Origin of the sequence: Streptomyces sp. SID14515 (assembly GCF_010548505.1) — a bacterium.
In the GTDB taxonomy this organism is placed as follows: domain Bacteria; phylum Actinomycetota; class Actinomycetes; order Streptomycetales; family Streptomycetaceae; genus Streptomyces; species Streptomyces caviscabies.
Map to the genome: position 1 here is coordinate 120,200 of NZ_JAAGMH010000081.1, position 25,521 is coordinate 145,720.

General features: G+C 71.5%; 23 protein-coding genes. 9 read left to right on the forward strand and 14 right to left on the reverse strand.

All coding sequences use genetic code 11. The annotated features are described in order from the left end of the window. Nucleotides 1-11: 11 nt before the first annotated feature. The 13 genes from G3I54_RS17505 to G3I54_RS17565 all read right to left on the reverse strand — a co-directional run bounded on the left by G3I54_RS17505 (nt 12) and on the right by G3I54_RS17565 (nt 12,937). The gene (locus tag G3I54_RS17505) at nt 12-404 is read right to left on the reverse strand and encodes a YccF domain-containing protein (protein WP_164615743.1); all 393 of its coding nucleotides are present in this window, start codon (nt 402-404) and stop codon (nt 12-14) included. Further along, a complete protein-coding gene (gene htpX, locus G3I54_RS17510) occupies nt 401-1,264 on the reverse strand; it encodes a zinc metalloprotease HtpX (protein WP_164615745.1) in 864 nt (287 codons plus the stop codon). Before htpX ends, G3I54_RS17505 begins: the two co-directional genes overlap by 4 nt. Before the next feature lie 257 nt (nt 1,265-1,521). Beyond that, nucleotides 1,522-1,980 carry a large conductance mechanosensitive channel protein MscL gene (gene mscL, locus G3I54_RS17515; RefSeq protein ID WP_164615747.1) on the reverse strand — a complete coding sequence of 153 codons (459 nt, stop codon included), beginning with the start codon at nt 1,978-1,980 and terminating at the stop codon, nt 1,522-1,524. A gap of 115 nt (nt 1,981-2,095) precedes the next feature. Further along, complete coding sequence (locus G3I54_RS17520; RefSeq protein ID WP_164615749.1) at nt 2,096-3,724, reverse strand: NADH-quinone oxidoreductase subunit N; 1,629 nt, start codon at nt 3,722-3,724, stop codon at nt 2,096-2,098. Continuing rightward, entirely contained in the window at nt 3,721-5,355 is a 1,635-nt protein-coding gene (locus G3I54_RS17525) for an NADH-quinone oxidoreductase subunit M (protein WP_164615826.1), read from the reverse strand. Before G3I54_RS17525 ends, G3I54_RS17520 begins: the two co-directional genes overlap by 4 nt. A 26-nt stretch (nt 5,356-5,381) precedes the next feature. Next, entirely contained in the window at nt 5,382-7,382 is a 2,001-nt protein-coding gene (locus G3I54_RS17530) for an NADH-quinone oxidoreductase subunit L (RefSeq protein WP_164615751.1), read from the reverse strand. Beyond that, nucleotides 7,379-7,822, reverse strand: a complete 444-nt coding sequence (nuoK, locus tag G3I54_RS17535; RefSeq protein WP_164615753.1) for an NADH-quinone oxidoreductase subunit NuoK — start codon at nt 7,820-7,822, stop codon at nt 7,379-7,381. The genes G3I54_RS17530 and nuoK overlap by 4 nt, the downstream gene beginning before the upstream one ends. Continuing rightward, a complete protein-coding gene (locus tag G3I54_RS17540; RefSeq protein ID WP_164615755.1) occupies nt 7,822-8,490 on the reverse strand; it encodes an NADH-quinone oxidoreductase subunit J in 669 nt (222 codons plus the stop codon). Before G3I54_RS17540 ends, nuoK begins: the two co-directional genes overlap by 1 nt. After that, complete coding sequence (locus G3I54_RS17545; protein WP_164615757.1) at nt 8,490-9,170, reverse strand: NADH-quinone oxidoreductase subunit I; 681 nt, start codon at nt 9,168-9,170, stop codon at nt 8,490-8,492. The genes G3I54_RS17540 and G3I54_RS17545 overlap by 1 nt, the downstream gene beginning before the upstream one ends. Further along, nucleotides 9,170-10,138: a complex I subunit 1 family protein gene (locus G3I54_RS17550; protein WP_164615759.1), complete on the reverse strand. Its 969-nt coding sequence runs from the start codon at nt 10,136-10,138 to the stop codon at nt 9,170-9,172. The genes G3I54_RS17545 and G3I54_RS17550 overlap by 1 nt, the downstream gene beginning before the upstream one ends. Next, the gene (locus G3I54_RS17555; RefSeq protein WP_164615761.1) at nt 10,135-11,760 is read right to left on the reverse strand and encodes an NADH-quinone oxidoreductase subunit C; all 1,626 of its coding nucleotides are present in this window, start codon (nt 11,758-11,760) and stop codon (nt 10,135-10,137) included. Before G3I54_RS17555 ends, G3I54_RS17550 begins: the two co-directional genes overlap by 4 nt. After that, nucleotides 11,757-12,449, reverse strand: coding sequence for an NADH-quinone oxidoreductase subunit B (locus G3I54_RS17560; protein WP_164615763.1), 693 nt, complete (start codon nt 12,447-12,449; stop codon nt 11,757-11,759). Before G3I54_RS17560 ends, G3I54_RS17555 begins: the two co-directional genes overlap by 4 nt. Continuing rightward, nucleotides 12,440-12,937 carry an NADH-quinone oxidoreductase subunit A gene (locus G3I54_RS17565; protein ID WP_343240354.1) on the reverse strand — a complete coding sequence of 166 codons (498 nt, stop codon included), beginning with the start codon at nt 12,935-12,937 and terminating at the stop codon, nt 12,440-12,442. Before G3I54_RS17565 ends, G3I54_RS17560 begins: the two co-directional genes overlap by 10 nt. A gap of 197 nt (nt 12,938-13,134) precedes the next feature. Here G3I54_RS17565 and G3I54_RS17570 point away from each other — a divergent pair, with 197 nt between their 5' ends. The 5 genes from G3I54_RS17570 (at nt 13,135) to G3I54_RS17590 (ending at nt 20,383) form a co-directional block, all read left to right on the forward strand. Continuing rightward, nucleotides 13,135-14,310, forward strand: a complete 1,176-nt coding sequence (locus G3I54_RS17570) for a sensor domain-containing protein (protein ID WP_164615765.1) — start codon at nt 13,135-13,137, stop codon at nt 14,308-14,310. A 286-nt stretch (nt 14,311-14,596) separates the two neighbouring features. Further along, a complete protein-coding gene (locus G3I54_RS17575) occupies nt 14,597-15,958 on the forward strand; it encodes a sensor histidine kinase (RefSeq protein ID WP_164615767.1) in 1,362 nt (453 codons plus the stop codon). 261 nt (nt 15,959-16,219) lie between these two features. After that, nucleotides 16,220-16,879 carry a response regulator transcription factor gene (locus tag G3I54_RS17580; RefSeq protein ID WP_164615828.1) on the forward strand — a complete coding sequence of 220 codons (660 nt, stop codon included), beginning with the start codon at nt 16,220-16,222 and terminating at the stop codon, nt 16,877-16,879. Between the two features lie 473 nt (nt 16,880-17,352). Next, a complete protein-coding gene (locus G3I54_RS17585) occupies nt 17,353-19,317 on the forward strand; it encodes a 2-oxoacid:acceptor oxidoreductase subunit alpha (protein WP_164615769.1) in 1,965 nt (654 codons plus the stop codon). Next, entirely contained in the window at nt 19,310-20,383 is a 1,074-nt protein-coding gene (locus G3I54_RS17590) for a 2-oxoacid:ferredoxin oxidoreductase subunit beta (RefSeq protein WP_164615771.1), read from the forward strand. Before G3I54_RS17585 ends, G3I54_RS17590 begins: the two co-directional genes overlap by 8 nt. Before the next feature lie 90 nt (nt 20,384-20,473). On the opposite strand, the gene G3I54_RS17595 is transcribed toward G3I54_RS17590, so the two are convergent. Then, nucleotides 20,474-20,863 (reverse strand): helix-turn-helix domain-containing protein, encoded by a 390-nt coding sequence (locus tag G3I54_RS17595; RefSeq protein WP_164615773.1) that lies wholly within the window; start codon nt 20,861-20,863, stop codon nt 20,474-20,476. Between the two features lie 110 nt (nt 20,864-20,973). Here G3I54_RS17595 and G3I54_RS17600 point away from each other — a divergent pair, with 110 nt between their 5' ends. The 4 genes from G3I54_RS17600 to G3I54_RS17615 all read left to right on the forward strand — a co-directional run bounded on the left by G3I54_RS17600 (nt 20,974) and on the right by G3I54_RS17615 (nt 25,515). Then, nucleotides 20,974-21,834, forward strand: a complete 861-nt coding sequence (locus G3I54_RS17600) for an SDR family oxidoreductase (RefSeq protein ID WP_164615775.1) — start codon at nt 20,974-20,976, stop codon at nt 21,832-21,834. 209 nt (nt 21,835-22,043) lie between these two features. Further along, nucleotides 22,044-23,063 (forward strand): EamA family transporter RarD, encoded by a 1,020-nt coding sequence (gene rarD / locus G3I54_RS17605; protein WP_164615777.1) that lies wholly within the window; start codon nt 22,044-22,046, stop codon nt 23,061-23,063. 78 nt (nt 23,064-23,141) lie between these two features. After that, on the forward strand, nt 23,142-24,905 hold the full coding sequence (locus tag G3I54_RS17610; RefSeq protein ID WP_203686525.1) for an FAD-dependent monooxygenase: 1,764 nt from the start codon (nt 23,142-23,144) through the stop codon (nt 24,903-24,905). Between the two features lie 19 nt (nt 24,906-24,924). After that, nucleotides 24,925-25,515 carry a hypothetical protein gene (locus G3I54_RS17615; protein ID WP_164615781.1) on the forward strand — a complete coding sequence of 197 codons (591 nt, stop codon included), beginning with the start codon at nt 24,925-24,927 and terminating at the stop codon, nt 25,513-25,515. Nucleotides 25,516-25,521 lie beyond the last annotated feature (6 nt).

Here is a 25,521-nt window from a genome sequence, read left to right on the forward strand (position 1 = left end):
GACTCGGCGGGCTAGCGGGTGGCGAAGGGCTGGTCCGTGGGGACGATCTCCTTGCCGAAGGGCAGGAGGGAGACCGGGATCAGCTTGAAGTTGGCGATGCCCAGGGGGATGCCGATGATCGTGATGCACAGCGCGATGCCGGTGGTGATGTGGCCGAGGGCGAGCCACCATCCGGCGAGGACCAGCCAGAGGACGTTGCCCACGCAGGAGGGCGAACCGGCGTCCCGGCGGTCGACGACGGTGTAGCCGAACGGCCAGAGGGCGTAGACGCCGATTCTGAAGGCGGCCACGCCGAACGGGATGCCGATGATGGTGATGCAGAGCAGGACGCCCGCGAGCAAGTAGCCGAGGAACATCCAGAATCCGCAGAGGATCAGCCAGATGACGTTCAGGATGGTTTTCACGGGCGATGACCTGCCATCTGTTCTAGTCGGGCGATGCGCTCCGCCATCGGCGGGTGGGTGGAGAACATTTTCGCCATCCCCTGGCCGGGACGGAAGGGATTCGCGATCATCATGTGGCTCGCGGTCTCGATCCTCGGCTCGGGCGGCAGCGGGAGCTGTTTCGTACCGGCGTCGAGCTTGCGCAGCGCACTGGCGAGAGCCAGTGGGTCGCCGGTGAGCTGGGCCCCGGAGGCGTCGGCCTCGTACTCGCGGGAGCGGCTGACGGCGAGCTGGATGACGGACGCGGCGAGCGGCCCAAGGATCATGATCAGGAGCATGCCGAGGAGACCGGGGCCCTCGTCGTCGTTGGAGCGGCCCACCGGGATGAGCCAGGCGAAGTTGACCAGGAACATCACGACGGAGGCCAGCGCTCCGGCGACGGACGAGATGAGGATGTCCCGGTTGTAGACATGGCTGAGCTCGTGGCCGAGGACGCCGCGCAGCTCGCGTTCGTCGAGGATCTGGAGGATGCCCTCGGTGCAGCAGACGGCGGCGTTGCGCGGATTGCGGCCGGTGGCGAACGCGTTGGGCGCCTGCGTCGGGGAGATGTAGAGGCGCGGCATGGGCTGACGGGCCGCCGTGGAGAGCTCGCGGACGGTGCGGTAGAGCCGCGGCGCCTCGAATTCGCTGACGGGGCGGGCGCGCATGGCCCGCAGGGCGAGCTTGTCGCTGTTCCAGTACGCGTAGGCATTGGTGCCGACGGCTACGAGGAGCGCGACGACGAGGCCCGTACGTCCGAAGAAACTGCCGATGACGATGATGAGTGCGGACAGTCCCCCGAGGAGTACGGCGGTCTTCAGCCCGTTGTGCCGGCGGTGCACGGTACGCCCTCCAAGTGGTGCAGCAGGGGAACCCTTTGCATGGTGGTGCTCCACTCCCCAGTGGAGCCTCCTGTACTGGTCAACGCCAGGCGAGAGGAGCTAGTTCCCTTGTGCTTGCGGCCGGAGGGCGGGGGTCGTGCCGCGTGTTCGCACCGGTCGGCCCCCCGGGCCCGTACGGAGTGGCGCTGGGCCGTACGGGTGGCGGCGGACCGTCCTGATGGTGCGGGGTGATGCGGAGGTGCGGTACCGCTGCTCGGTCAGTGCTGCTGTGCGGGGAGCTTAGCGAGGGAGAGTGCCTCGGAGTCGGGCTCGACCTCGCTGGTGCAGTGGCCGCAGCGGGAGGCGACGGCGGGAATCTGGCTGAAGCAGCGCGGGCAGTCGCGGAGGGCGGCCTTGATGTCGACGGCCTCTTCCTTGGCGAAGCGGTCCTGCACCTTGGCCATGGGGACCACGACGCAGAAGTAGAGGACCGCGGCGGTGATCAGGAAGGCGATGGCGGCGCTGATGAAGAGGCCGAAGGGGAACGTGACGCCGTCGACCTTGAAGGAGGCCTTGCTGAAGTCGCCGGTGCCCCGGGTGGCGAGGCCGATCAGCGGGGTGATGAAGGCGTTGCTGAAGCCCGTGACGACGGCGGTGAACGCGGCTCCGACCGCGAGACCGATCGCCATGGAGATGACGTTCCCGCGCAGGATGAAGTCCTTGAACCCGTTCAGCACTGCTCTCTCTCCTCTTGTCTCTGACACGTCCACGCCGTTTTCGTGACGTATGCAGCCAAGACCATGCCCTGTGGCGGGGGCCGTGGGCAAACCGATCTTGCGGGCCCCGGAGGGCTCAGAAAAGGTTCACGGAGGCGAAGCGCAGGACGGTCTGCGGGACCCCGGAGAGCAGGATTCCGGCGACGGCTGTGAGGACGATCGCCGTGGTGAGAGAGGCGGGGGCCCGGAATCGGCGCGGCGGGGCGGATGCTGTGTCACCGGTGGCCGGCTCGGCCGTGTCCGGGGCTCCGTCCGGCGTACGGAAGAGGGTCGCGGTCCACTGAAGGTAGTAGTAGAGAGCGATCACCACGTTGACGGCCATGACGACGGCGAGCCAGCCGAGGCCCGCGTCGACCGCCGCGGAGAAGACGGTGACCTTCGCGAAGAGCCCGATGATGCCCGGCGGCAGTCCGGCCAGGCAGAGCAGGAAGAAGCCGAGCGCCAGGGCCGCCAGGGGCCGGGTGGCGTACAGGCCCCGGTAGTCGGAGAGCCGGTTGCCGGGGTGCGTACGGGCGACGAGGGCGGCTACCGCGAACGCGCCCAGGTTCACGACGGCGTACATGAGGGCGTACGCCACCGTGGAGCCGATCTGCTCGTCGCTGGAGTACGCGGCGGCGGCGATCGGGACCAGGAGGTAGCCGGCCTGGGCGACGGAGGACCAGGCGAGGAGGCGGACGGCGCTGCGGGCGCGGGAGGCGTTCTGGCGGAGGGCCGCGACGTTGCCGACGGTCATGGTGAGCGCGGCGAGGACGGCGAGTGCGGGCCCCCAGACGTCGGCATAGGAGGGGAACGCGATGACGGTCACCAGAATGAGGCCCGAAAACCCGACGGCCTTCCCTACGACGGAGAGATAGGCGGCGATCGGGAGGGGCGCGCCGACGTAGGTGTCGGGGACCCAGAAGTGGAAGGGCGCGGCGGCGGTCTTGAAGGCGAAGCCGACGAGCGTGAGGGCGACACCGGTCTTGGCGAGGGTGTCGAGCACCGGGGGCACGTCGTCGAGGCGGACGGCGATCTCGGTGAGGTGCAGGGTGCCGGTGGTCGCGTACACGAAGCTGACGCCGAGCAGCATGACGGCGGTGGCGACGACGGAGGAGAGGAAGAACTTCAGGGCGGCCTCGGAGGAGCGCCGGTCGCCGCGCTTGATGCCGACGAGGGCGAACGCGGGCAGCGAGGCGACTTCGAGGGCGACGACGAGCGTGGCGAGGTCGCGGGAGGCGGGCAGCAGGGCGGCCCCGGCAGCGGAGGCCAGGAGCAGGAACCAGTACTCCCCCGCCGGCAGTTTGCGGGTGTCGTCGAGCGAGAGCAGGACCGTGAGGAACGCGCCGCCGAGGACGAGGGCCTGGATGACGAGCGTGAAGTGGTCGGCGGTGTAGCTGCAGGCCTGGGTGCTGGTGGTGACGCAGAAGGTGGCCCGGTCCCCTGCGCGCAGGGGGATCAGGAGGGCCAGGGCGGCGGCGAGGGCGGTGAGGGCGCCGTAGCCGAGGAGCCGCTTGCGGTGCGCGGGCAGGAACAGGTCGGCGACCAGGACGACGAGGGCGGCCAGTGCGGTGAGGGTGGGGGGCGCGATGGCGAGCCAGTCGATGGACTGGACGAGGCTGGGGGCGTCGGCCGCGGCGAGGCTTCCGGCCGCATTGCCGATGTCGGGGGTGGCCGGGCCCGCGGCGGTGGCGAGGAGGGCCGGGGTGGTGCTGAGGTCCGCGGTCACGACTTGCCTCCTGCGAGGAGCTGCTGCACGGCCGGGTCGGTGAGGCCGAGGAGGACGGCGGGCCAGAGACCGGCGAGGACGGTGAGCGCGGCGAGCGGGGTCCAGGCGACGGCTTCGTACGTCCGGATGTCGGCGAGCTGCGGGGTGGTGGCCGGTCGGACTCCGGCGGCTCCGGACGGGTCGGGGCCGTCCGTCGTTCGCGGGGCCCGGTCGTCGGGCGACAGCCGGGAGTGGGGCGTGTGTTCGCCCATGCAGACGCGGCGGACGACGATGAGCATGTACGCGGCGGTGAGCAGGGTGCCGAACGCCCCGATGGCCATGAAGGTGCGGAACGCGGGGCGGCTGAGGCCTTCGGCGGGGCTGTACGCGCCGAACAGGGTGAGCATCTCGCCCCAGAATCCGGCGAGTCCGGGCAGCCCGAGCGAGGCGATCGCGGCGAAGGCGAGCAGGGCGCCGAGGCGGGGGGCCCGGCCGTAGAGGGCGGCCCCGGTCGCTCCGGCGAGGGTGTCGAGGTCGGCGGTGCCGTAGCGGTCCTTGATGGCGCCGACCAGGAAGAACAGCAGGCCGGTGATGAGGCCGTGGGCGATGTTGGCGAAGAGCGCGCCGTTGACTCCGGTGGGGGTCATGGTGGCGATGCCGAGCAGGACGAAGCCCATGTGGCCGACGGACGAGTAGGCGATGAGCCGCTTGAGGTCGCCCTTGGCTCCGGTACGGGCCAGGGCCAGGCAGGCGAGGGATCCGTAGACGATGCCGACGACGGCGAACGCGGCGAGGTACGGCGCGAAGGTCCGCATGCCGTCGGGGGCGATGGGGAGGAGGATCCGGATGAATCCGTACGTTCCCATCTTCAGCAGGACGCCTGCGAGGAGGACCGACCCGACGGTGGGGGCGGCGGTGTGGGCGTCGGGGAGCCAGCTGTGCAGGGGCCACATCGGGGTCTTCACGGCGAGGCCGAGACCGATCGCGAGTACGGCGATGACCTGCACGGATGTGGTGAGGCCCCGGCCGTTGTCAGTGGCGAGTGCCACCATGTCGAAGGTGCCGCTCTTCAGCCCGATGAGGAGGAGGCCGAGCAGCATGACGACCGAGCCGAGCAGCGTGTAGAGGATGAACTTCCAGGCGGCCGCCTGCCGTTGGCCGCCGCCCCAGCGGGCGATGAGGAAGTACATCGGGATGAGGACCATCTCGAAGGCGAGGAAGAAGAGCAGCAGGTCGAGGACGGCGAAGGTGGCGAGGGTGCCGGACTCCAGGACGAGGACGAGGGCGACGAAGGCCTTCGGCGAAGGGCCCGCGGGCAGCTTGAAATAGCTGTACAGCGCGCAGAGGAAGGTCAGCAGCGCGGTCAGGAGCAGGAGGGGGAGCGAGATGCCGTCGATGCCGAGGTGGATGCGGACGTCGAGCGCCGGGATCCAGCTGATGTCGGTGGTCGCCTGCATCGTGGCGGGGTGGTCGTGGTCGAAGCCGACGGCCAGGACGATCGCGGCGAGGAGCACGGCGCCGGTGACGGTCACGCCGTGGCGGAGCACGGCCTGGTCGGGGTTCTTCCCCTTGAGCCCGGGCGGGGCGGGGAGCAGGGCCGCGACGGCGCCGAGGAGTGGGGCGACGACGATGAACGCCAGAAGGAACTGCATCACGGACGGACTGATATCGATCACGGTCACGACCCCGCGTTGACGTTGGCGAAGACGACGGCGGCGACCGCCAGGACGAGTGCCCCGGCGAGCAGTGCGCTGACGTAGGTCTGCACGTTGCCGGTCTGGGCCCGGCGGACGGCGGTGCCGAGGAGGCGTGTGACGGCGCCCGATCCGTTGACGTAGGTGTCGACGACCTCGCGGTCCAGGAAGCGGACGAGGCGGGCCGCTCCCTGGACGGGCCGGACGAACAGCGCCGTGTACAGGGCGTCGAGGTGGAAGCCGGTGACCGCGTGGCGGTGCAGGGGGCCGAGGAGGAGCCTGCCGGGGTCGGCCGGGTCGGGGGCGTCCGCGATGGTGCCGTAGGCGGCGGTGTGGGACGTCATGGCCTCGGCTTCGACGAGGGCGGGTTCGGCGTCGGGGTGGGCGGCGACTGCGCCGATGGGGGTGCGGGCGGCGAGAGCGGTGGTGTGCCGCCAGGCGCCGTAGGTGACGAGCCCGCCGACGAGGCCGACACCGGTGGACAGGACGGCGGTGGTGAGGGACGGCGTGAGGGCGTGCCCGTCGAACCAGTCGCCGATCACTCCGGCGGTGAGGCCGAAGCCGATGGTGGGGACGGCCAGGATCCACAGGACGGAGGTCATGGCGAGGGGCTGCCTGCCGTGGTCGGGGACTTCGGCCCCGCGGCCCCGGAAGGCGAGGAGCCAGAGGCGTACGGCGTAGGCGGCGGTCAGGACGGCGGCGAGGAGCCCGGCGATCAGGATCGTCCAGCCGGCGGCGGCCGGGGCGACGGTCCGGTCGCCGAGGGCGGTGTGTTCGGCGGCGACGAGGACGGCTTCCTTGGAGAAGAAGCCGGCGAACGGCGGGATGGCGGCCAGCGCGAGGAGGGCGACGGTCATCGTCCAGTAGGCGTCCGGAATGCGGCGGGCGAGACCGCCCATCCGGGACATGGCGGCCAGTGAGTTGGTGCCGGCGGCGTGGATGACGACGCCCGCGGCGAGGAAGAGGACGGCTTTGAACGCACCGTGCGAGATCAGGTGGAAGACGGCCGCGCCCCGGTCGCCGACGGCGAGGGCGCCCGACATGTAGCCGAGCTGACCGATCGTCGAGTAGGCGAGGACGCGTTTGATGTCGTCCTGGGCGAGGGCGGCGAGCCCGGATCCGATCATCGTGACGGCGGCCATCACGGCGAGGACGACGAGCGCCGCGCCGGAGGCCGCGAAGACGGGCAGCAGGCGGGCCACGAAGTAGATGCCGGCGGCGACCATCGTCGCGGCGTGGATGAGCGCGGAGACGGGGGTGGGGCCGGCCATCGCGTCGGGCAGCCAGGTGTGCAGGGGGAACTGCGCCGACTTGCCGGCGACGCCCGCGAGGAGCAGCAGGGCGATGAGGGTGGGGTGGTCGAGTCCGCCGTTGCCGACGGCGGCGAGGATCTTGGTGATCCGGAAGCTGCCGGTGTCGGCGGCGAGCGCGAACAGTCCGATCAGGAAGGGGACGTCGCCGAGCTTGGTGACCAGGAAGGCCTTGAGGGAGGCGGCCCGGGCCTCGGGCGTCTCCCAGTAGTGGCCGACGAGGAAGTACGAGCAGATGCCCATGATCTCCCAGCCGACCAGGAGCACCATCAGGTCGCCGGAGTAGACGACCAGCAGCATCGCGGAGGTGAAGAGGGAGACGAGGGCGGCGTAGGAGGGGTAGCGGGCGTCGTCACGGAGGTAGGCCATGGAGTAGAGCTGTACGCAGGTGGCGACGACGGTGACGAGGACGGCGACCAGCACGGCGAAGCCGTCGAGGTGCAGCGCCAGGTCGATCGGGACCGAGCCGGTGGGCGTGAGCTGGGTCGCGGCGTCGATGGCCCGGCCGCCGCCCTGACGGACGGCCACGAGCACGGCGAGAACGGCCGCGGTGAGGGTCGGGAGGATCGCCAGCGGTCGGACGAAGCCGGGGGCGGTACGGCCGGTGGCGAGCCCGGCGAGGGCGCCGAGGAACGGGAGGAGCGGGACGAGGGCGGCGAGGGTCGTGGTGGTCACGTGGTGGCCTCTGCCTTCTTGGTCTTCCCCGGCGTTCCTGGGCTCCCTGAGTTCCTGTCGTTCCCGTCGTCGCTGGCGTCCGCGTCGTCCCTGCCGTCCCTGTCGCCTTCGTCGGGGAGCGTCTCGGCTTCGTCGGTCTCTGCGGTGTCGCGGAGCCGGTCGATGTCGGAGCTGCCCCGGTTGCGGTAGACGGCCAGGACGATCGCGAGGCCGATGCCGATCTCGGCGGCGGCGATGGCGATGGTGAAGAGCGTGAGGGCCTGGCCGGAGTGGAGGGTGTCGCGGAGCCAGACGTCGAAGGCGACGAGGTTGAGGTTGACGGCGTTGAGCATCAGCTCGACGGACATCAGGACCAGGATCGCGTTACGGCGGGCGAGGACGCCGTAGAGGCCGATGCAGAAGAGGAGGGCGGCGAGCACGGCGGGATAGGCGAGGTGCATCAGCTCTGCTCCTCCTTGCCGGACGGGCTCGACGGGCCGGACGAGCTGGACGGGCTGGACGGGCTGGACGGGCCGGGGCGGACCGTGGTGTCCGTGTCGCGTTTGCGGGACAGGACGATCGCGCCGACGAGGGCGGCGAGCAGCAGGACGGAGAGCGCTTCGAAGGGCAGGACCCAGTTCCGGAACAGGAAGGCGCCGGTGACTTCGGTGGAGCCCTGGGCCGGGCCGTCGAGGTCGATCCAGGTGGTGCGGAAGGCGTCGACCACGACCCAGACGAGGGCAGCCGCCGCGGCGGCTGCCACCCCGAGCGCGACCCACCGGTTGCCCGAATCGGCGTCCGGGGAGCGGCCGATGGGGGCCCGGGTGAGCATCAGGCCGAAGAGGAGGAGGACGACGATGGAACCGACGTAGATCAGTACCTGGACCCAGGCGATGAACTCCGCGGTGAGCAGGAGGTACTCGACGGCGAGTCCGCCGAGCGCGACGACGAGCCAGAGCGCGGCGTGGACCAGTTGCCTGGTCGTGACGGTGATGACGGCGGCGCCGAGGGTGGCGAGGCCGACGAGGAGGAACGCGATCTCCACGCCGGACGGGGAGAGGAAACCGGGGTGGTCGCCCGTGGCGGCGGCGGTGGTGGCGGTGATCAGCGGGGGTGCGGCGTGCAGCATCACGGGGTTCCTCCCTTCTCGTCCGGCTCGTCCTGCTGGTCCGGCTGTTCCTGCTTGAGCTGCTGGTCCTGCTGGTCCGGCTGTTCCTGCTTGAGCTGCTGGTCCTGCTGGTCCGGCTGTTCCTGCTTGAGCTGCTGGTCCTGCTGTTCCTGCGCGCGTTGGGCGGCGAGCTTGTCCGCGGCCTTGCGGGCGGCGGCGATCTCCTTCGGCTCCTCGGCAGCGGGGTCGAGGGCGGGCGGCTCCGGCACGGTCCACATCCACTCGCGGAGCTTGTCGCGCTCGTGGGTGAGTTCGTGGATGTCCGTCTCCGCGTACTCGAACTCCGGCGACCAGAACAGCGCGTCGAAGGGGCAGACCTCGATGCAGATGCCGCAGTACATGCAGAGGGAGAAGTCGATGGCGAAACGGTCGAGGACGTTCCGGCTGCGCTCGCGGCCGCCGGGGGCGGTGGGCGGCGACGTCTCCTTGTGGGAGTCGATGTAGATGCACCAGTCGGGGCACTCGCGGGCGCAGAGCATGCAGACCGTGCAGTTCTCCTCGAACAGCCCGATGACGCCGCGGGAGCGGGGCGGGAGTTCGGGCTGGGTGTCCGGGTACTGCGCGGTGACAGTCTTCTTCGTCATCGTGCGCAGAGTGACGGCCAGGCCTTTGGCCAGGCCTGATCCGGGGATCGGGGGCATCAGTTGATCGCCACCTTCACGATGCCGGTGAGCGCGATCTGCGCGAGGGCGAGCGGGACGAGGGTGGTCCAGGCGAGCTTCTGCAACTGGTCCTCACGCAGGCGCGGGTAGCTGACGCGCAGCCAGATGATGACGAACGCGAGGAGGGCGGTCTTGAGGAGGGTCCAGAGCCAGCCGAGTCCGTCGGCGCCGAACGGGCCGTGCCAGCCGCCGAGGAAGAGGACGGTGGTCAGGGCGCAGAGGATGACGATGCCCGCGTACTCGGCGAGGAGGAACAGGGCGAAGCGCAGACCGGTGTACTCGGTGTACGCGCCGAAGATGATCTCGGAGTCGGCCACCGGCATGTCGAACGGCGGGCGCTGGAGTTCGGCGAGACCGGCCACGAAGAAGACCAGGGCGCCGACGATCTGCCAGGGCAGCCACCACCACTCGAAGGCGTCGAGGATGCCGGTGAGCGAGACCGTTCCGGCCGCCATGGCCACTGAGGCGGCGGCGAGGAGCATCGGCAGCTCGTAGGAGAGGAGCTGCGCGGCGGTACGGAGGCCGCCGAGGAGCGAGAACTTGTTGGCGGAGGCCCAGCCCGCCATGAGCGAGCCGAGGACGCCGATGCCCATGACGGCGAGCACGAAGAAGATGCCCGCGTCGACGGCCTGGCCGGCCGCGCCGTCGCCGGGGCCGACGGGGATGACGACGAGGACGAGGAGGTACGGGAGGAGGGCGACGGCGGGGGCGAGCTGGAAGACGCGGCGGTCAGCGGCGGCCGGGACCACGTCCTCCTTCTGCGCGAACTTCACGCCGTCCGCGACGAGCTGGGCCCAGCCGTGGAAGCCGCCTGCGTACATTGGGCCCAGGCGGCCCTGCATGTGGGCCATCACCTTGTGTTCCGTCTGGCCCACGAGGAGAGGGGCGACCAGGAACACGACGAAGACGATGGCCAGGCGGAGGGCGACGTCGAGTACGTCGTTCACTCGGGATCGCCTCCGGCGGGGTGATCTGGGGCGGGACGCTCTGGGGCGGGGGTGGGCTTGTCGGGGGTGGGGGCGGGGTCGTCCGGGGGTGCGGGTTCGTCTTCGGGGTCGGGGGCTTCGCTGAGGGTGGGGCCGCTGCGCGGGGCTTCTCCCCTACCCGCCCCTTCCCGAACCGGGGGCTCCGCCCCCGTGCCCCTGCTCCTCAAACGCCGGAGGGGCTGGGAAGGCGCGTCCGGAGACTCTGCCTCCGGGCCCTCGGGGCCTGTCGAGCGCTCAGAGGGCCCCGCAGGCTCGGAGGGCCCTGCGGGCTCGGCTCGCTCCGCGGGCTCCGGAGCAGGCGGCTGCGGGGTGTCGGTCGGCTTCGTGGCTTCGGGTTCGTCGAAGGCCGGTTGGGCGTCGTGCCATGGTGCGTCCGTGCTGCGCACCCGGGGCGGCGGCGCCTGGCCGCCCCCGGGTGCGTCCGACGCCGGGCGCTGGCTCGCCGAGCCCTCCGACGCGGAACGGGAACGGCGCGCCGGGCGGGCCGGAGCCGGTGTCGACGCGTCCGGCTCCGGACGCTGACTGGCCGAACCGTCCGAGGCCGATCGAGAGCGGCGCGCCGGAGCTGCCGGGGACGCAGCAGGAGTGTCCGCCGGCGGCTGCTGGCCGGCTGAACCCTCCGACGCCGAACGGGAACGGCGCGGCCGGGTCGTCGGGGGCGCCTGCGAGGGTGCCTGCGGGGGCGTGGTGGCCGACGGCTGCGGGCTCGCCGAGGGCGCCTCCGGCGTCGCGGAGTCAGCCGTGCCGGTCGTCGCCTCGGGAGCCTCCGTGCCCGTCGTCGCCTCGGGAGCCTCCGTGCCCGTCGTCGCCTCGGGAGCCTCCGTTCCGGTCGGCGTGGGGGTCTCCGTGCCGGTCGTCGCCGTGCGTTGTGCCGCTGAGCCCTCGCTCGCCGTGCGCGTGCGGCGGGGCGGGCGGTCGGTTGTGGTGCGGGCGGCTCGGGCCGGGCGGGCGGCGGGTGGGGGGAGTTGGCCCTTCAGGGGGCCCCATTCGTTCGGGTCGGGGACGCCGGGCGGGAGCATCGCGCGGCGCTTGGGGCCGGTGTGGCCCTCCGCCGGCTCCCCCGGTTCCTTCGCCCCGGGCCAGGCCTTGGCGACCCGCGCGGCCAGGACGAAGTCCTTGCGCAGCGGATGGCCCTCGAAGCCTTCCGGCAGGAGCAGCGGTACGAGATGGGGGTGGCCGTCGAACGCGACGCCGAACATCTCGTGCGTCTCGCGCTCGTGCCACGCCGCACCCGCGTACACGTCGATGGCGCTGGGCAGGACCGCCGCGTCGTGCGGCACGGTCGTCCGGACCAGCAGCCGCCGTACCGTACCCGTGCCCAGGGCCGCGACATGGGCGCAGACGCGGAAGCCGACGCCCGGTTCGTCCACGGCGCTGAGCCAGTCGAAGTAGCTGCACCCGAGTTCGTCGCGGGCGGTCCGCAGGGCGGTGAGCCAGGCGGCGGCCGGGACGTCGACGGTCAGCAGGTCGTACGCCGACTCCGCCGTGGCCTCGTCGCCGAACAGGTCGGTGACCGCGTCCGGCAGCCGGTCGAACGCCTCGGCCGCGGTCGCGGATTCCGCGTGCTGGTCGCGGTCGCTCATCGCCGCCCCTCCCCGTCCGGTCGCGAAGCCGGTGCCGGTGCAGCGACCAGGCCGCTGCGCAGGGCCTCGGTGGACGGGCCGCCGCCCGTAGCCCCGGAGGCGTACCTCTCGGCGAGGGATTCGCGCGCGATCTTCTCCTGGAGCTTGAGGATGCCCTGCAGCAGCGCCTCGGGCCGGGGCGGGCAGCCGGGTACGTACACATCGACGGGGATGATCTGGTCGACGCCCTTGGTCACGGAGTACGAGTCCCAGTAGGGGCCGCCGCAGTTGGAGCAGGCGCCGAAGGAGATGACGTACTTCGGTTCGGGCATCTGCTCGTACAGCCGTTTCACGGCCGGGGCCATCTTGTCCGTCACCGTGCCGGAAACGATCATGAGGTCGGCCTGACGGGGGCCGGGGGCGAACGGGATCACGCCGAGCCGGATGAAGTCGTGGCGTGCCATGGACGCGGCGATGAACTCGATGGCGCAGCAGGCGAGTCCGAAGTTGAAGACCCAGAGGCTGTAGCGGCGGCCCCAGTTGAGGACGACCTTCATCGGCTCCGGGGCGAGCCGGGAGAGCACACCGAGGCGCTTGGGCTCGGGGAGCAGGACCGGATCGGACGGGGATGAGGACGGAGATGGGGACGGTGACGGGGGCGGGGGCGCGGGCTGCTGCGACTCGGGGGTCGGCCGGCTCGTCAGGCCCATGCGAGGACGCCCTTCTTCCATGCGTAGAGCAGTCCCACGGCCAGGAAGCCGAGGAAGATGAACATTTCGACCAGCGTCGTCGCGCCGTATCCGGGCGCCGCGAACACCGTGGCCCACGGGAACAGGAAGATGGAGTCGACCGCGAAGATCACATACAGGAACGCGTAGACGTAGTAGCGGACCTGGGTGTGTGCCCAGCCCTCGCCGACCGGGTCGACGCCGCATTCGTAGGTGAGGAGCTTCTCCGGGGTGGGGACGACGGGGCGCAGCAGCCGCCCGGCCCCGAAGGCCACGGCGACGAACAGGACGCCGACCAGGGCCAGCAGGCCGATGACGGAATAGCTCTGGAAGTACTCCGAGGCGAGTGCGGTGGGTCCGTCCACCGGAACGCCCGAGCCCGCGGACACACCAGAGCCTCCGGACACGCCGGACACGCCGGTCGTTTCCGCCGCGTCCGCCACGCCGGTCACGTCCGTAACGTCGGTCACGTCCGTCCCTCGCTCCCTCGTCGTCCGCATCGGTCCCACCGTGCCTGTTCCGTACGCACGGGAGTTACGCACGGGAGTCTAGGGCCTGCTAAACGGAGCGTAAGCAGCCGCGTCGGGCATCAGGTGGGGTTATCCCTACTTCACCCCACCCATGAGCCCCATGGTGTGCGGGGGTACGGCCCGGCAGGCTGTGGGGTATGACCATGAGCCCTTCCGTGCCGGACCCCGACCGGCTGCCGCCGGCCCGCTTCGCCATCGACCGGTGGACCTGGCGGGAGGTCGCGCATCTGCTCGCCGATCTGCCTTTGGCCGTCGTCGGGTTCGTCTACACGGTCCTCGTGATCGCCCTCGGCGTCGGGCTCTCCGTCACGGTGATCGGTCTGCCGCTGCTGGTCGGCGGACTCCAGGGCGCCCGGCTGCTGGGCCGGATGGAGCGGTGGCGGGCGCGCGGGATGCTCGGCGTACGGGTCGAGGAGCCGAGTCCGTTGGTGCGCGGCCACCGGGACCAGGGGTTCTTCACCCGGCTGTGGGCGGGGCTGAAGGACCCGGTGGGCTGGCGGGCGTTGCTGTACGGGTTCATCCGACTGCCGTGGGGGGTGCTGACGTTCGCGGTGACGCTGGTGAGTCTGTTCGTCCTGTGGCCGGTGCTGCCGTTCATCACGCGGGGGCTGACGACGGTGGACCGGGCGATGGTGCGCGGGCTGCTGTCGCCCTCGGACGAGCTGGAGCGGCGCATCGCCGAGCTGGAGTCGGACCGGGGCGTGGTCGTGGACACCGCCGCCGCCGACCTGCGCCGCATCGAACGCGACCTGCACGACGGCGCCCAGGCCCGCCTGGTCGCCCTCGCCATGGGGCTCGGCCTCGCCAAGGAGAAGCTCACCGACGACCCCGAGGCCGCGGCCCGCATGGTCGACGAGGCCCACGGCGAGATCAAGGTGGCCCTCCAGGAACTGCGCGACCTGGCCCGCGGCATCCACCCCGCCGTCCTCACCGACCGGGGCCTGGACGCCGCCCTCTCCGCCATCGCCTCCCGCTGCACGGTCCCGGTCGCGGTGTCGGTGGGGCTTCGGGGGCGTCCGGCGGAGGCGATCGAGGGCATCGCGTACTTCACCGTCTCGGAGCTGCTCCAGAACATCAGCAAGCACAGCGGCGCGCGGTCGGCCTCCGTCGACGTGTGGCGGTCGGAGGACCGGCTGATGCTCCAGGTCACGGACGACGGCCGGGGCGGAGCCCGGACGGACGGCGGCGGTACGGGGCTGGCGGGGCTCGCCGAGCGGCTCGACGCGGTCGACGGGGTGCTCGTCCTGGACTCGCCGGAGGGCGGACCGACGACCGTCACCGCCGAGCTGCCCTGGCGCGACCGGGCCGCCTGACCGGGCCGTCCGGCCAGCGCGTTCCCGATGCCCGGCGCGCCCCGGGGGTGGGGAAAACCCCCGGGCGGATACGGAGAGGGACCTCATGGTGCGGAAGGCGGTCGGCCAGCACCCTTGAGGGAGAACGGTCCGTGGTGACGGGCCGCCTCCGGCGCCACAGCGCCGCACCGTACGCCCACTGCACAGCCCACGCCCCACCGCACAGCCCACGCCTCACCACACAAGCCCACGCCTCACCGCACAGCCCACTGAGAGACTGAGAACAGAGACGGAACGGACGGAACTCATGGCCACGGCATACGGACCGGACACGCGGGACCGGGAGCATCAGGGTTCCGGCCCCGGCTTCGGGGCGAAGACCCCGGCGAAGCACTTCCTCCCGGCTCCGCTGCGGGCTCCGCTGGAGGCCCGTGCCTGGCGCGAGCTTCTCTACGCGCTGCTGAGCTTCCCGCTCAGCACGGCGATGTTCGTCTTCGCGGTCACCATGACGTCGATGAGCGCGGGCCTGCTGGTCACCTTCATCGGGATACCGGTCCTCGCGGTCGGTCTCGCCGTCTGCCGGGGCTTCGGTGCGCTGGAGCGGCACCGGGCGCGCGGGCTGCTGCGCGTGGAGGTGGCGGACCCGGAGCGGGTGCGGGGGAAGACCGGCGGCCCGATGTCCTGGATGGGCGCGATCCTCAAGAGCGGGGTGTCCTGGCGGCACCTGCTCTACGCGCTGCTGCACTTCCCGTGGGCGACGTTCACGTTCGTCGTCGCGATCTCGTTCTGGACGTACGGCCTGGCGGCGCTGACGTACCCGCTGTGGTTCTGGCTCTTCCCGGTGTTCGGCGGGCAGGGCGGCCTCCAGCTGTACGGGGACAGCACCCACCAGGAGTATCTGGACTCGCCCGGCGAGCTGGCGGTGACCGGTGCGGTGGGCCTCGTGCTGGTGCTGGCGGCGCCGTGGGTGGTGCGGGGGCTGCTGTCGGTGGACCGGCTGATGGTCACCGGTCTGCTGGGCCCGTCGCGGCTGGCCACCCGGGTCTCGGAGCTGGAGTCGGACCGGGGCGTGGTCGTGGACACCGCCGCCGCCGACCTGCGCCGCATCGAACGCGACCTGCACGACGGCGCCCAGGCCCGCCTGGTCGCCCTCGCCATGGATCTGGGCCTGGCGAAGGAGAAGCTCACCGACGACCCGGAGGCCGCGGCCCGCATGGTCGACGAGGCCCACGGCGAAGTGAAGGTGGCCCTCCAGGAGCTGCGCGACCTGGCCCGCGGCATCCACCCCGCCGTCCTCACCGACCGGGGTCTGGACGCCGCGCTCTCCGCCATAGCCTCCCGCTGCACGGTGCCCGTGACGGTCGAGGTGGACCTGGACTCGCGGCCCGCGCAGGCGATCGAGGGGATCGCGTACTTCACCGTCTCGGAGCTGCTCCAGAACATCAGCAAGCATGCCCGGGCGACCCGGGCCACGGTCGACGTGTGGCGGGCGGCCGACCGGCTGATGCTCCAGGTCACGGACAACGGCCGGGGCGGGGCCTCGCCGGCCGCGGGCGGCGGCCTGGCCGGGTTGACGGAGCGGCTGGACGCGGTGGACGGGGTCCTTGTGGTCGACTCCCCGGCCGGCGGCCCGACGACGGTCACCGCCGAGCTGCCCTGGCGGGGCTGAGACCCCGAACGCGCCGCCCGCCTCCGCCTCTCCGCCTCTCCGCCTCACCCGCGTACGTGCGCCCCGTCGCCCGGACCCTCGGTCCGGGCGACGGGGCGTGTGGGTTATCCACAGGCCCCCCATCCGTGTCCGGGTCCTGGGATGCTTGAGCGGTCGGGGCGCGGTGCGCGGTGGTCGGGCGTGGTGCGTGCGAGGTCGTGGGGAACGCGGCATATTCGGAACAGTGGGGGACTCGCAGTCGTGGAGAACGTGGAGAACAGGGTGCGCGTGGTCATCGCCGAGGATTCGGTCCTGCTCCGGGAAGGGCTCACCCGTCTGCTCACCGATCTCGGGCACGAGGTGGTCGCGGGTGTCGGGGACGCGGAGGCGCTGCTGAAGACGGTGGCGGAGCTCGACGGGCAGCAGGCCCTTCCCGATGTGGTGGTCGCCGATGTGCGGATGCCGCCGACGCACACCGACGAGGGTGTACGCGCGGCGGTGCGGCTGCGGAAGGACTATCCGGACATCGGGGTGCTGGTCCTCTCCCAGTACGTGGAGGAGCAGTACGCCACCGAGCTGCTGGCGGGCAGCAGCCGCGGGGTGGGCTATCTGCTGAAGGACCGGGTGGCCGAGGTCCGCGAGTTCGTGGACGCCGTCGTCCGGGTGGCGCAGGGCGGGACGGCGCTGGACCCGGAAGTGGTGGCGCAGTTGCTGGGCCGCAGCCGCAAGCAGGACGTGCTGGCCGGGCTGACGCCGCGCGAGCGGGAGGTCCTCGGTCTGATGGCCGAGGGCCGGACGAACTCCGCCGTCGCCCGGCAGCTCGTGGTGAGCGACGGGGCGGTCGAGAAGCACGTCAGCAACATCTTCCAGAAGCTGGGCCTCTCGCCCAGCGACGGGGACCACCGGCGCGTCCTCGCCGTGCTGACCTATCTGAATTCCTAGCGATCTGACACCCTGTCAGATACTGGCAGGGTGACGGCCGGCCCTGCCGGCGGCCACTCGCCCGAAGCGCCCGAAGCGCCTGAGCGCCCCGAGCGCTTCGGAAGCACCCCGGGAGCGCTCCGGGGGCATGACGAAGGCCCGGGGGTGTCCGGCGAGCACCGGACGGGCACCCCTGATCAAGGGAGGACCAGAGGGGTCGGGGAGGACCGGGGAGGGCCAGGGGGCCGAGGAGTGACCGGGAGCGATGGAGAAACGTCCGCGGGGCCTAGGACCAAAGACGCAGAGCACAGCCGCTTCCATCCCACGATCGGGGGCCTACGAATGGTGACAAACTGCACTGAAAGGGTGTCTCAAAACAGCGTCCACCATATGATCGATCCCTGGAGGGCCACCTACGCGGACGTAGGGTGGCCTCTGGGATCGCCGGCTGGCCGGACGGTTCCGAACCGCCGCCCCAAGGGAGGTCCAGTTCAGTGACGAGCCAGGTCAGTAGCGCGGCAGAGATGGCCGATGAGGCCAATGACGCCGTCCTCGGGGGTCAGCGAGCCCCCCTGTCAGGTACGACGGGAACCACGGGCGGCGACGGCAAGGAGATCCGCCGCCTGGATCGGGTGATCATCCGCTTCGCGGGCGACTCGGGTGACGGTATGCAGCTCACCGGTGACCGGTTCACCTCGGAGACCGCCTCCTTCGGCAACGATCTCTCCACCCTGCCGAACTTCCCGGCCGAGATCCGCGCCCCCGCAGGCACTCTGCCAGGGGTTTCTTCCTTCCAGCTCCACTTTGCCGATCATGACATCCTCACCCCCGGCGACGCCCCCAACGTCCTGGTCGCGATGAACCCCGCCGCGCTGAAGGCGAACATCGACGACGTACCGCGCGGCGCGGAAATCATTGTGAACACCGACGAGTTCACCAAGCGGCCGATGGCGAAGGTGGGGTATGCGACCAGTCCGCTGGAGGACGGTTCGCTGGAGGCCTACAACGTCCACCCGGTGCCGCTGACGACGCTGACGCTGGAGGCGCTGAAGGAGTTCGGACTCCCCCGCAAGGAGGCCGAGCGCTCCAAGAACATGTTCGCGCTCGGGCTGCTGTCGTGGATGTACCACCGGCCGACCGAGGGGACGGAGACGTTCCTGCGGCAGAAGTTCGCGAAGAAGCCGCAGATCGCCGAGGCGAATGTGGCCGCCTTCCGGGCCGGGTGGAATTTCGGCGAGACGACCGAGGACTTCGCGGTCTCCTACGAGGTCGCCCCGGCGTCGCAGGCCTTCCCCACCGGCACCTACCGCAACATCTCGGGGAACCTCGCCCTGTCCTACGGCCTGATCGCCGCCGGGCAGCTGGCGGACCTGCCGCTCTACCTGGGGTCGTATCCGATCACCCCGGCCTCGGACATCCTGCACGAGCTGTCCCGGCACAAGAACTTCGGTGTCCGGACCTTCCAGGCCGAGGACGAGATCGCCGGAATCGGTGCGGCGCTCGGTGCGGCGTTCGGCGGGGCGCTGGGCGTCACGACGACGTCAGGCCCCGGGGTGGCGCTGAAGTCGGAGACGATCGGGCTCGCGGTCTCCCTGGAGCTGCCGCTGCTGATCATCGACATCCAGCGCGGCGGACCGTCCACCGGGCTGCCGACCAAGACCGAGCAGGCCGATCTGCTCCAGGCGATGTTCGGGCGCAACGGCGAGGCCCCGGTCCCGATCGTGGCCCCGCAGACCCCGGCCGACTGCTTCGACGCCGCGATCGACGCGGCCCGGATCGCCCTGACGTACCGGACTCCGGTCTTCCTGCTCTCCGACGGATATCTCGCCAACGGTTCCGAGCCCTGGCGCATCCCGGAGACGGCGACCCTGCCCGATCTGAAGACCTCCTTCGCCACCGGCCCGAACCACACCCTGGCCGACGGCACCGAGGTCTTCTGGCCCTACAAGCGCGACCCCCAGACCCTGGCCCGCCCCTGGGCGGTCCCCGGGACGGCCGGCCTCGAACACCGCATCGGCGGGATCGAGAAACAGGACGGCACCGGCAACATCTCCTACGACCCGGCCAACCACGACTTCATGGTCCGCACGCGCCAGGCGAAGATCGACGGCATCGAGGTCCCCGACCTCCAGGTCGACGACCCGGCCGGGGCGGCCACGCTGGTGCTCGGCTGGGGGTCGACATACGGGCCGATCACCGCGGCCGTACGCCGGCTGCGGGCCGCGGGGGCGCCGATCGCCCAGGCCCACCTGCGCCATCTCAACCCCTTCCCGAAGAATCTCGGCGAGGTGCTGAAGCGCTACGACAAGGTCGTCGTGCCGGAGATGAACCTCGGCCAGCTGGCGATGCTGCTGCGGGCCAAGTATCTGGTGGACGCCCACAGCTACAACCAGGTCAATGGAATGCCGTTCAAGGCAGAGCAGCTCGCCACGGCTCTCAAGGAGGCCATCGATGCCTGACACCGACGAACTGCGGCACAACGAACTGCTGCAGCTGGTGCCCAAGGCCGAGGCGAAGCAGTCCATGAAGGACTTCAAGTCGGACCAGGAGGTGCGCTGGTGCCCCGGCTGCGGTGACTACGCGGTCCTCGCCGCCGTCCAGGGCTTCATGCCGGAGCTGGGTCTCGCGAAGGAGAACATCACCTTCGTCTCCGGCATCGGCTGCTCCTCCCGCTTCCCGTACTACATGAACACCTACGGGATGCACTCCATCCACGGCCGTGCCCCGTCCATCGCGACCGGGCTCGCCACCTCCCGCCGCGATCTGTCGGTGTGGGTGGTCACCGGTGACGGCGACGCGCTCTCCATCGGCGGCAACCACCTCATCCACGCCCTGCGCCGCAACGTCAACCTCAAGATCCTGCTGTTCAACAACCGGATCTACGGGCTGACGAAAGGGCAGTACAGCCCCACCTCCGAGCTGGGCAAGATCACCAAGTCGACGCCGATGGGCTCGCTCGACGCGCCCTTCAACCCGGTGTCGCTCGCCATCGGCGCAGAGGCCACGTTCGTGGCCCGCACGGTCGACTCCGACCGCAAGCACCTCACGAGCGTGCTGCGCGCGGCCGCCGAGCACTCGGGCACGGCGCTGGTGGAGATCTACCAGAACTGCAACATCTTCAACGACGGCGCTTTCGAGGTCCTCAAGGACAAGGAGCAGGCCGCCGAGGCCGTCATCCGCCTGGAACACGGGCAGCCGATCCTCTTCGGCTCCCAGGAGCCCAAGGGCGTCGTCCGCGATCCGGCCACCGGTGATCTCCAGGTGGTGGCCGTCACGGAGGAGAACCGCTCGCAGGTCCTCGTCCACGACGCCCATGCCGAGTCGCCCACGACGGCGTTCGCGTTGTCGCGGCTGGCCGACGCGGACACCCTGCACCACACCCCGATCGGGGTGCTGCGCAGCGTGGAGCGGCCCGTCTACGACACGCTGATGTCGGACCAGTTGGACGCCGCCGTCGAGCGCGAGGGCAAGGGCGACCTCGCCTCGCTCCTCGCGGGCAACGACACCTGGACCGTCATCGGCTGAGGCACAGCGAAACGGAACAGAGCGGAACACCAGCGGAACGGAACGGAAGCAGAAGTGCTTTCGGGGCCCGGGTCCGATCTCCCTACGGGATCAGGCCCGGGCCTCGTCGTATGCCTCGCGTGCCGCCTGCACCGCGTCCACCTGGCGTTCGGTCCAGCGGGCGAGCGCCCACACCTGCTCGGCCGCCTCGACACCGATCGGGGTGAGCGTGTAGTCCACCCGCGGCGGGATCACCGGCTTCGCGTCCCGGTGGACGAAGCCGTCGCGCTCCAGCGTCTGGAGGGTCTGGGCCAGCATCTTCTCGCTGACTCCGCCCACCGCGCGGCGGAGTTCGCTGAAGCGGTGCGAACGCTCCAGCAGCGCCGCCAGTACGAGGACACCCCAGCGGCTCGTCACGTGCTCCAGGATCAGCCGGGACGGGCACATGCGCTGGTTGACGTCCGGACGAGGTGATGTGGCTGCGTCTGCGCTTACTCCCATACCCGTACCTTACTTCAAAGTGGGTACTTTCTTACAGTTAGCGCTGTGCGTAGGGTTGCAACGACCGAAGGGCGGAACCGCCCGCCCCACCTCTGCATCGGAGAACCCCCATGAGCATCGTTGTCACCGGAGCCACCGGCGCGCTCGGCCGCCTCGTCGTCGACGCCCTGCTGGACACCGTTCCGGCCGGCGAGGTCGTCGCGGTCGTGCGCGACAAGGAGAAGGCCGCCGCGCTCGCCGCCCGGGGCGTGGAGCTGCGCATCGCGGACTACAGCCACCCCGAGACCCTGACCGGAGCCTTCCGGTCCGGCGACCGGGTGCTGCTGATCTCCGGCAGCGAGGTGGGCCGGCGGGTGGCGCAGCACGCCGCGGTCATCGACGCGGCGAAGGCGGCAGGAGTCGCTCAGCTCGCGTACACCGGCATCCTCGGCGGACCGGACGCGGACTTCACGCTCGCCGACGAGCACCGGGCCACCGAGCAGCTGATCCTCGACTCCGGGCTGCCGTACACCTTCCTGCGCAACGGCTGGTACACCGAGAACTACACCGCCAACCTGGCCCCGGTCCTGGCGCACCACGCGGTCGTCGCCAACGCGGGCGAGGGGCGCATCGCCTCCGCGGCCCGCGCCGACTACGCCGCCGCCGCGGCTGCCGTACTGACCGGCGACGGCCACCTGAACACCGCCTACGAGCTGAGCGGCGACACCGCGTGGTCACTCGCCGAGTACGCCGCGCTGCTGTCCGAGCTGACCGGCGAGGAAATCGCGTACAAGAACGTCCCGGCCGCCGCGCACCAGGAGGTCCTGGTCGGCGCGGGGCTGCCCGAGGGGTTCGCGGCGATCCTCGTCGACGTGGACGAGGCGATCGGGCGCGGCCGGCTCGCGGGGACGAGCGGCGACCTCGCCCGGCTCATCGGCCGCCCGACGACGCCGCTCGCCGAGACCGTACGCGCCGCCCTGTCCGCCGCCTGAGCCCCGACGCGCCCCGGTCGCACCTCCGCCCGCACCGCCGCCGCGCCCCTCCGGTGACCTGCCCGCACCCGCCAGGTCCTGCCCAGGCCCCGCCGCACCCAGCACTGTCATGAGTGTTTCCGTGAGACGGCTATGACACGAAGCTCTTCCGGCGCTACCGTCGTGCCGTCGGCGGTCCTGCCGGCGCGGGGCGGGCCGGGAGGGCACACGTGAAGGGGAAGAACGAACAGCGGGCAGGCCTGCTGTACGGAATCGGCGCCTACGGGATGTGGGGCATCGTCCCCCTCTTCTGGCCGCTGCTGAAGCCGTCCGGGGCGATCGAGATCCTCGCCCACCGGATGGTCTGGTCGCTCGGCGTCGTCGCCATCGCCCTGCTGGTCGTACGCCGCTGGGCTTGGATCGCCGAACTGGCCCGCGATCCGCGCAAGCTGGGCCTCATATCGGTCGCGGCGGCGACCATCACCGTCAACTGGGGCCTCTACATCTGGGCCGTGAACAACGGCCAGGTCGTCGAGGCCTCGCTCGGCTACTTCATCAATCCGCTGGTCACCATCGCCATGGGCGTCCTGCTGCTGGGCGAGCGGCTGCGGCCGGTCCAATGGGTCGCGGTCGCCACCGGTCTGGCCGCCGTGCTCGTGCTGGCGATCGGCTACGGCCGGCCGCCGTGGATCTCGCTGACGCTGGCCTTCTCCTTCGCCACGTACGGCCTGGTGAAGAAGAAGGTGAACATGGGCGGCCTGGAGTCCCTGGCCGCCGAGACCGCCGTGCTGTTCGTGCCCGCGCTCGGCTTCCTGCTCTGGCTGGCCGCGACCGGCGGGTCGACGTTCACGTACGGGGGTGCGGGGCACGGGTTCCTGCTCGCGGCGACGGGCATCGTCACGGCGGTGCCGCTGATCTGCTTCGGCGCGGCGGCGATCCGGGTGCCGCTGTCCACGCTGGGGCTGCTCCAGTATCTGGCCCCGGTCTTCCAGTTCGGCCTTGGCGTCCTCTACTTCCACGAGTCGATGCCGCCCGAGCGGTGGGCCGGATTCGCCCTGGTCTGGCTGGCGCTGTCGCTGCTGACCTGGGACGCGCTGCGGACCGCTCGCCGCAACCGGGCACTGGCGGCGGAGCTGCTGGCGACGGCGGCCGCCGCCCCGGCGAACGCGACGCCGGCGACCGCGACGCCGACGAACGCGACGCCGACGATCGCGACACCGGCGACCACGGCCCCGGACCCCGCACAATAAAAGATTACCTAGTTGCTTTTCTTACTCGGTTACGTTTTCCTGGTCGTGAACGACCGGAAGCGCGACCGAAGGAGAGGCATGGGCATGACCGACGTACTCATCGTGGGAGCAGGACCCACCGGGCTGGTGCTGGCCTGCGATCTGGCCCGGCGCGGCGTCGCCGTACGGATCGTGGACCGCTCCCCCGCGCCGCCGCGCACCTCGCGCGCCAAGGGTCCGAACCCGCGGTCGTTGGAGATCCTGGACGATCTCGGGGTGGCCGAAGAAGTGCTCGCCGCCGGTTCGGCGCCGCTGCCGATGCTCAAGTACCGGGACCGCCTGCCGGTCGCGGAGGCCGATCCGTGGGCGGACTCCGCGCCCTCGGCGGACGCTCACTACGACCGGGGGTGGCTGATCGCCCAGTGGCGGCTGGAGGAGATCCTCCGCGACCGGCTGGCCGCTCACGGCGTCCGCGTCGAGCTGGGCCGCGAGGTCGTGGGGCTGGCGGAGAAGGCCCACGGGCGGCGGGTGGACGTGACGTTCGCGGAGGGCCGGACGGAACGCGCACGGTACGTCGTCGGCTGCGACGGCGCCCACAGCTCCGTACGGAAGCTGCTCGGGATCGGGTTCGCGGGGACCACCGACGAGGACCAGGTGATGGTCTGCGGCGATGTCGACCTGGCCAAGGGCGCCCTGGACCGTACCCGCTGGCACCAGTGGTTCGACGAGGACGGCGCGGTGATGCTCTGCCCGATCCCCGGTACGCGAACGGGCTGGTGGTTCCAGGCCGGGCCGGAGCGCGACGGGCGGGGGCGGCCGCTCGCGCCCACCGCCGACGGGTTCCGGCGGCTGCTCGCCCATCACACCGCGCTGCCCGGCGAGGATCTGACGCGGGCCGAGCTGCTGTCGACGTACCGGGTCAATGTGCGGATGGCGGACCGGTTCCGGGCGGGGCGGGTCTTCCTCGCGGGCGACGCGGCGCATGTGCACGCCATCGCGGGCGGCCTCGGGATGAACACCGGCATCCAGGACGCGTTCAACCTGGGCTGGAAGCTGGGCCTGGTGCTCGCCGGTCACGCGGACACGACGCTGCTGGACAGCTACGAGGAGGAGCGGCTTCCGGTGGCCGCCCGGACCCTGGACCTCACATCGGAGCGGCTGCGGGCCACGCTGGAGGCGATCCGCCGGCCCGGCGGCGGCCTGGACGCGGCGATCACCTCGGACACCACCGGCCTGGGCGTCGGCTACCGCTGGAGCTCCCTGGCCGACGACGGCTCGTCCGTCGCCCCGCAGGACGACGCCCCACAGGACAACGCACCGCAGGACGACGCACCGCAGGACGGCGCCCCGCACGCCGGGGACCGCGCTCCCGACGCCCCCTGCACCGACGCCGCGACCGGGGCCCGCACCCGGCTGCACCGCGTTCTCGCGGGGCCCGGCACCACCGTCCTCGGCTTCGGCCCCGGCAGCGCGGCGGTCCTGCGCGAGGCGGCGGCCGCGTACGGCGAGGCCGGGGTGCGGACCTGCCGGGTGTACGCGGCGCACGAGGACCGGGCCGGAGCGGAACCGGGCGCGGTGGTCGACGACGCGGGCCACGTGGCCGCCGCGTACGGAACGGGAACCTCCGGCGAGACGGGCGCGGGCACCGTCGTGATCGTCCGGCCCGACCACCATGTGGGCGTGTACGCACCGGCGGACGATGCCGATGCCGTACGGGAGTATCTGCGCCGGCTCCACGGAACGGGCGCGTCCGCGGGCCGGTCCGAAGGCACGCCCACGGACCGGTCACCGGGCCGGTCACCGGACCGGTCACCGAACCAGTCGCCGGACGGGGCACCCGGCATGGTGGACGCCGTGCGGTAAAGGCTGATTGAGTGCCCGGATGGGGACTGTCCTGGGGGCCATGAGGAACGTGCGGTGGCACGAGCTGCAGCACGCGTACGGCTCCGCGTCCCAGGTTCCCGGCGTGTTGTCGCGGATCGCCTGGGGGGACGCGCCGACCTCGGACGAGGCCCTGAGCGATCTGGAACGGTGGATCGGCACCCCGCCCGTCTTCGACTCGACGGCGGCGACGGTGCCGTTCCTCTGGGAGCTGGCGGCGACGGACACGGTCCGGGACCGGGCGGGCGTCCTGGATCTGCTCGCCACGATCCTGGCCGCCGGAAACGCGGAGCACCCGGCGTGGACGCGCGCGGCGCACGACGCGGTGGCGGCGGGCCGCGCCACGGCCGCCCGCCTGGCCGCCACGCCTGAAGCGCAGAACACACCAGAGGCACAGAACACACCGGAAGCACCAGGCGCACCAGAAGCACCGGACGCACCAGGCGCACCAGGCGCACCGGACGCACCCGGCGCGCAAGCCGTACGCGCGGCGGCCGTACGCACGGCTGCCGCGCGCCTGCTCGCCGCGATCGACCGGCACGACTGCCCGGCCTGCCCCGCGTCTCCCCCATCTCCCCCGCGCGAGGCGTAAGGAGCC

Bases quoted from the DNA above. Each gene is read 5' to 3' on its own strand.
- G3I54_RS17525 (WP_164615826.1), bottom strand. From the start codon at position 5,355: ATGCAGTTCCTTCTGGCGTTCATCGTCGTCGCCCCACTCCTCGGCGCC.
- nuoK (WP_164615753.1), bottom strand. From the start codon at position 7,822: ATGCACCTCGCCTATCCCGCCGTGCTCGCCGCCCTCCTCTTCTGCATC.
- G3I54_RS17540 (WP_164615755.1), bottom strand. From the start codon at position 8,490: ATGCTGCACGCCGCACCCCCGCTGATCACCGCCACCACCGCCGCCGCC.
- G3I54_RS17545 (WP_164615757.1), bottom strand. From the start codon at position 9,170: ATGCCCCCGATCCCCGGATCAGGCCTGGCCAAAGGCCTGGCCGTCACT.
- G3I54_RS17555 (WP_164615761.1), bottom strand. From the start codon at position 11,760: ATGAGCGACCGCGACCAGCACGCGGAATCCGCGACCGCGGCCGAGGCG.
- G3I54_RS17560 (WP_164615763.1), bottom strand. From the start codon at position 12,449: ATGGGCCTGACGAGCCGGCCGACCCCCGAGTCGCAGCAGCCCGCGCCC.
- G3I54_RS17570 (WP_164615765.1), top strand. From the start codon at position 13,135: ATGACCATGAGCCCTTCCGTGCCGGACCCCGACCGGCTGCCGCCGGCC.
- G3I54_RS17575 (WP_164615767.1), top strand. From the start codon at position 14,597: ATGGCCACGGCATACGGACCGGACACGCGGGACCGGGAGCATCAGGGT.
- G3I54_RS17590 (WP_164615771.1), top strand. From the start codon at position 19,310: ATGCCTGACACCGACGAACTGCGGCACAACGAACTGCTGCAGCTGGTG.
- G3I54_RS17595 (WP_164615773.1), bottom strand. From the start codon at position 20,863: ATGGGAGTAAGCGCAGACGCAGCCACATCACCTCGTCCGGACGTCAAC.
- G3I54_RS17600 (WP_164615775.1), top strand. From the start codon at position 20,974: ATGAGCATCGTTGTCACCGGAGCCACCGGCGCGCTCGGCCGCCTCGTC.
- G3I54_RS17610 (WP_203686525.1), top strand. From the start codon at position 23,142: ATGGGCATGACCGACGTACTCATCGTGGGAGCAGGACCCACCGGGCTG.
- G3I54_RS17615 (WP_164615781.1), top strand. From the start codon at position 24,925: ATGGGGACTGTCCTGGGGGCCATGAGGAACGTGCGGTGGCACGAGCTG.